This is a genomic window from bacterium (genome assembly GCA_021372535.1).
Lineage (GTDB): Bacteria > Latescibacterota > Latescibacteria > Latescibacterales > Latescibacteraceae > JAFGMP01.
In genome coordinates, this window is sequence record JAJFUH010000054.1 from 1 (window position 1) to 5,029 (window position 5,029).

Sequence of the window (5,029 nt, forward strand, 5' to 3'; positions counted from 1 at the left end):
AGAAGCTCCAAAGGGTGTTATGCTATGTATAATCAATTCATTACAATACAACTCAGTATGGATTTTGGAGGGGCCAGGTGAAGATGTTCCGGCCATCACCCATTTTTTTAAGAACACTTTTTTAGATGTTACTTCCTTTGCGTGCCCAAAGGAAGTAACCAAGGAAAGGGCACCCCGTGAAAAGCCTTTTTCCACGCTCACTGCCCGTTTTTCGGGAATGTGTGAACTCACGAGCCTTCGGCTCGCTCGGACAGCACCCATTCTTTTTCCGAAAACCGGTTGAGACCGCGGGGCTTTTCAATGGGGTTTTTACATCAGAAGCTCCAAAGGGTGTTATGCTATGTATAATCAATTCATTACAATACAACTCACCGTGGATTTTGAAGGGTCACCAGTATGTGTTCCACCTCCCTTTCCCAACTCACCCCTTTAATTCCCCTCTCTAACCTTTAGAGAGGGGGACCGTGAGGGTGAGTTCAAGTATTTGATGCCTCACAACGTGCTGCGAGATAGTTCATTAAGTATACATGATATACAGGGCCGCGTATAAATCTCTGATTTTAATTATTGATACTGATACATGCTCAGCATGACCGCTCGATCATACACACCACCCAAAATTCTTTTCAGGGTCAGACCGTCTTTTTCCCACCGTATCCGCGACGGTCGAGTGCGAGCAGGCTTTTTATATCGACTTTGGCGGCCTTCGAGCGGAATTCATCGACAATCATTTCCACTGTCGCGGGGATTAGCCCGCAGCCGGTATCATCAAGAATGCTCCGGATGCCATCGATCAGGCCGATGAGGGTCTGACGGCGGAAGTCACGGGGATCGGAATAGTCGAACGTATTATGGGTGGCGCCCCTGATTACCCTGACAGGGAGCGAGTCATCCTTCAACTGCCGCATGACATCCTTGTACACCGTGTACCAGTGGTTTTTTGCATCGACAAGCTCGACCCGGAGGTCCTGGGGATGTTTTCCGCCCCACATATACGATTCCGGGTCGGTGGTATGCGGTACCTCGATAAAATCGAGATCGCCGGGGAGCAGACGGTTGTACCGGTTGGCATAGTGGATATAGAGCGGCGCGCCTTCCCACACGGAAGCAGTGGCCGCGAGCCTGCGTCCGGGAAGCCCGACCTGTCCGTACCTGAAGCCGAGGTCTTCCAGAACGCCATAGGTATAGTCGTTCGCCGAGGCGTAACCCATGCAGATGCACACCGGCTCGAATCCCATTGCCTGCGACCAGCGGTTTTTCGCGGCGGAAATCATCTCGCGCTGCTCGTCAGGGCCCATCACCCCTGTAAATTCGAAAAAGCCCTCATCACCCGGGTGAACATGGAGACCGACCTCATGCCCGCGTCCGGGAAGCGACCGGTAAAATCCCGGATTGGATTCGGCATCTCCGGGAATAATAAAAAACGTGCCCCTGAGCCTGTGGTCATTCAGAATATCCGCATACCCGCTCGCCCCGCGATATCCAAGATCGGCGTCATTAACCGAGTGCTGCGTGGCTTCACAGTCCATCGACCAGTTAACCATGAATGATGGTTTCGGCATATATAAACCTTTCATTGAAAACAAATGAAGAGATCACCGCGTGTCCGTCTATTATGGAACGCGGATTTACGCGGATTTGACGGATTTACGCGGATTCGTTTCCTGAAATGTGTTTTTTTTTGCAATTCCTGTGAATTATGAATAATTCCCATGAGTATAGATTGTCTTTTGACCAGGGGGGATTCGATCTCTGAACCGACCTCCGGTGTCATTCGCGGGTGACACCGGAATATGCTGCTACGATTAGCAGATGTTGAAATGACGTAAGCATTAACATGTTGAAAACGGTGCTGCCGTTTCCAACATGATTAACACTTACTTGTAAAACGATACCGCCATTTTCCACATTACAACATCACAACAATAACGACAATATATTTTTCTCTCTGTTTCCTCCTCCAGTAACATACAAGGTGGGATGTCCGAAGGACAGGAGGGTTTTCATAAAAAACTGTCGAACTAAAGTCTTCGCATAAAGGCGAGAGATTTTCTCTCATTCCCGAAATGGACATAAACTTTATCTGCCCCATCTGAAAAGCTTCACCGCGTTGTCACCCATCACTTTACAGCGTTTTCCCTCAGTCATGACGGCACAGTCGATAAGCGCTTTGCGATATTCGATGGGATCAGCCCATCCGAAACCGAAATCGGTGCCCCACATGATTCTATCCTCATCGACATTGTCGAGGACAGCCTGGACACCCGCCAGGTGCGGCCCGCAGAGCGTTACATACAGATTGGGGCACCGCCGGGCAAAACTGAGGGCGCTGCGCCATAATTCAAGAAGACCCGCGTGTCCGAGCACAAATTTCGTGCCCGGGAAACGGAGCGCAAGACCGCCGATCTGGGACGGCATGGAATAACAAGGTGTGCCGTCGTGAAAAATCACCGGCACATCAAGTGAACCGCACATTCGGGCGAGATCGTCCATGACAGGCCCCGCCGTGGAGAATCCCTGGACCCAGGGATGAAGCTTCAACCCGCGCATGTCGAGGTCTTTTATGCAGCGTTCAAGCTCACGGAGGCATGTATCCCCCGAAACGGGATGCACGGTGGCGAGGGGAATGAGCCTTCCGTCCGAGCGGTCACAGGTTTTCCTGATGATATCGTTGCATCTGCGAATCTCGTCATCGCCGTTCAGTATAAGACCGCGATGTCCCATAAGCGCGGCGCAGTCGACACCATGACGGTCGCAAACCCTGAGCCACCCGGCAGGGTCGGTGCCGTACTTGTCCTCCCAGACTGTCCCCCAGTGGGTATGGACATCAATAATCATCAAGCGCCCCCTTTTATACCGAGAATCCGGGCGAGGTTATCGCCGAATACGGGGCCGTAGGTGACGGGCGGCATGTATTTACGGTGCTGCTCCCATTCGAGAACAAGGGAGTTTCTCGGCGCCGAGGATCCCATGATACCCTTGTCGATACCAACCCGATCGAGGAAACTCATAAAATTAAACGGCCGCGCAAAGGAACCTTCGATAAAGACGTTCGGCGCTGACGCTCCCGCGTACGGGATATCGTTCCAGAAATCGGTTGCGCCCGCATGTCCCATGATGAAGGAAACATCCGGAAACCGCAGGGCGCAGTCGACAACCTGCCACGGGCCGCCGTAGAGGTGACCGCCGGTATGAACGTAGACCGTGAGGCCCAGCCCGGAGACTTTTTCCAGAACCGGGCAGGCAAGCTCGTCATTCATGAGAAATCCCTGGACAGTCGGGTGCAGGACAAGCATACGGGCACCCTGACCGGTTGCACGACCGAGCTCTTGGACAGCATCCGCGCCGTACCACGGGTTGACCGTGCAGGCGGGAATGATACGATCGGGGAATTTTCGCGCCTCTTCCGCAAGCCGTTCATTGCCGCGGCGGTTGAAGACTGCGATTTCGCGGTCTTCAGGCGCGGCAACCGCCATATCGACCCCCGCAAGGTCAAGGTCGCGGACGAGGTCTTCGGCTGAATACACCGTCTCGCGCTCACAGCCGAGAGTCACATAGCCGTCGATTGTCATACTTCCCTCTTCTCCGGGCTTCATACCGTGATAAAATCAGGATTGCCGGTTACCTGCGTTCATGTAAAACCGGAACGTATTTACGCTTTTGCAGCCGAAGGTATCACAAGGTGATTTCCCACAGGTACGAGGAACGGTTGGGATTGTCATTCTCGCCGGCATAAATGACCCCGTCGGGAGCGAACGACATGTCATGAACCTGCCATGCCGATACGTCGAGTTCGGGATCGAAAAGCCTTCCGAGCACTTCATAGACGCCTGTCGCCATATCGAGCCGGAAGAGCGTGGCATTGCCGAATCTCCCGCCGATACCGTACAGGAAGCCATCACCGCCCGCAGCGAACGCGGCTATCCTGTTCGGAGGACAGGGCGCGCCAAGGAGCTTCACCTCAGCGGTAGCGGGATCGATGCGGAAAAGCCCGCCCTCGCCGGAACCGGCATAGATATTACCGTCAGGCGCGGCAATCATGCCATCGAGATGCGCATACCCGTACGAACCATCGAGATGCGGGAGACCATGGCGGAAAAACTCTATGCGGTCCGCATCCGGGTCATAGCGGTAGAGACGGTACTGGTCGACTCCGGCGGAAGACTGCCATGCGCGTGTGACGCTCCATCCCCCCCAGACACGGCCATGGGTATCGAGAACGATGCATTCGCCCTGCCCCATGGCAAAACCGGAGCCGGTGAGGCCGAGAATCCGTGATTCGCGGGTATCGAGATTGAACGCCGCCAGATATTCCGGAGTAAATGTCTGGCAGTAAGCGATCCGGCGGTTTTCATCGATCACCATGCCCTGAATGTAGACATGGGGAACGGGAATGCCGATTTTCTCAATGTCGCCGGTGCGGGGATTATACCTGACCACTGCGCCGCCCGGAGCATCCCAGTAACTGTCGACATCGTGGAGCAGGGCAATCGCGCCGTAGATGTTCCCGTCCCGGGATTTTACGAGCGCGCGGTGAAACTTGGCGTCGTACGGATTCGCAATCCGTGAGAACCCGAGGTCGATAAATTCATCTTTCCTGCGGTCATATGCCCGGAAAATATCGGAATCGAACGAGGTGATTCCGCAATAGACACGATCGGGATCGGCGCTGGCGAGGACACCATCGAATGAAATCCATTTACGGCGGATTTCCGTATCGGCTTTCATGTCGGCGTATTCGAAATGATCCTCGATTTCGGTATTCCAGTTGCCGAGCTGCCTGTCATACAATTTTATGGCGCGAACTCTCATGAATGCTCCCCTGTAATCATAACACGCATGTTATAAAACGTTTCCCGTTCTGACCGTCTGTTATAAAGGCGGTGAAAAAGTATCTTTTTCACACGCCCGATAATGAAATTTATTGTTTCGGTGCTGTTAAGGACATGGAAATCCTGGCAACCCCCCATTTTTTTAAGAACACTTTTTTTAGATGTTACTTCCTTTGCGTGCCCAAAGGAAGTAACCA

Annotated in this window: 5 protein-coding genes; 1 reads left to right on the forward strand and 4 read right to left on the reverse strand. The window is 53.2% G+C overall.

Annotated elements, in window-relative coordinates; genetic code table 11:
- A partial coding sequence (locus LLG96_05880) for a hypothetical protein (GenBank protein MCE5249732.1) occupies nucleotides 1-283 on the forward strand: 283 nt, incomplete at its 5' end.
- Between the two features lie 349 nt (nucleotides 284-632).
- Here LLG96_05880 and LLG96_05885 read toward each other — a convergent pair.
- From LLG96_05885 to LLG96_05900, 4 genes are all read right to left on the reverse strand, one after another.
- Nucleotides 633-1,562, reverse strand: a complete 930-nt coding sequence (locus tag LLG96_05885) for a polysaccharide deacetylase family protein (protein MCE5249733.1) — start codon at nucleotides 1,560-1,562, stop codon at nucleotides 633-635.
- Nucleotides 1,563-2,079: 517 nt separating this feature from the next.
- Nucleotides 2,080-2,838, reverse strand: a complete 759-nt coding sequence (locus LLG96_05890; GenBank protein ID MCE5249734.1) for an amidohydrolase — start codon at nucleotides 2,836-2,838, stop codon at nucleotides 2,080-2,082.
- Nucleotides 2,838-3,572 (reverse strand): amidohydrolase family protein, encoded by a 735-nt coding sequence (locus tag LLG96_05895; protein ID MCE5249735.1) that lies wholly within the window; start codon nucleotides 3,570-3,572, stop codon nucleotides 2,838-2,840. Before LLG96_05895 ends, LLG96_05890 begins: the two co-directional genes overlap by 1 nt.
- A 103-nt stretch (nucleotides 3,573-3,675) precedes the next feature.
- Complete coding sequence (locus tag LLG96_05900) at nucleotides 3,676-4,812, reverse strand: hypothetical protein (protein MCE5249736.1); 1,137 nt, start codon at nucleotides 4,810-4,812, stop codon at nucleotides 3,676-3,678.
- Between the last annotated feature and the right edge of the window lie 217 nt (nucleotides 4,813-5,029).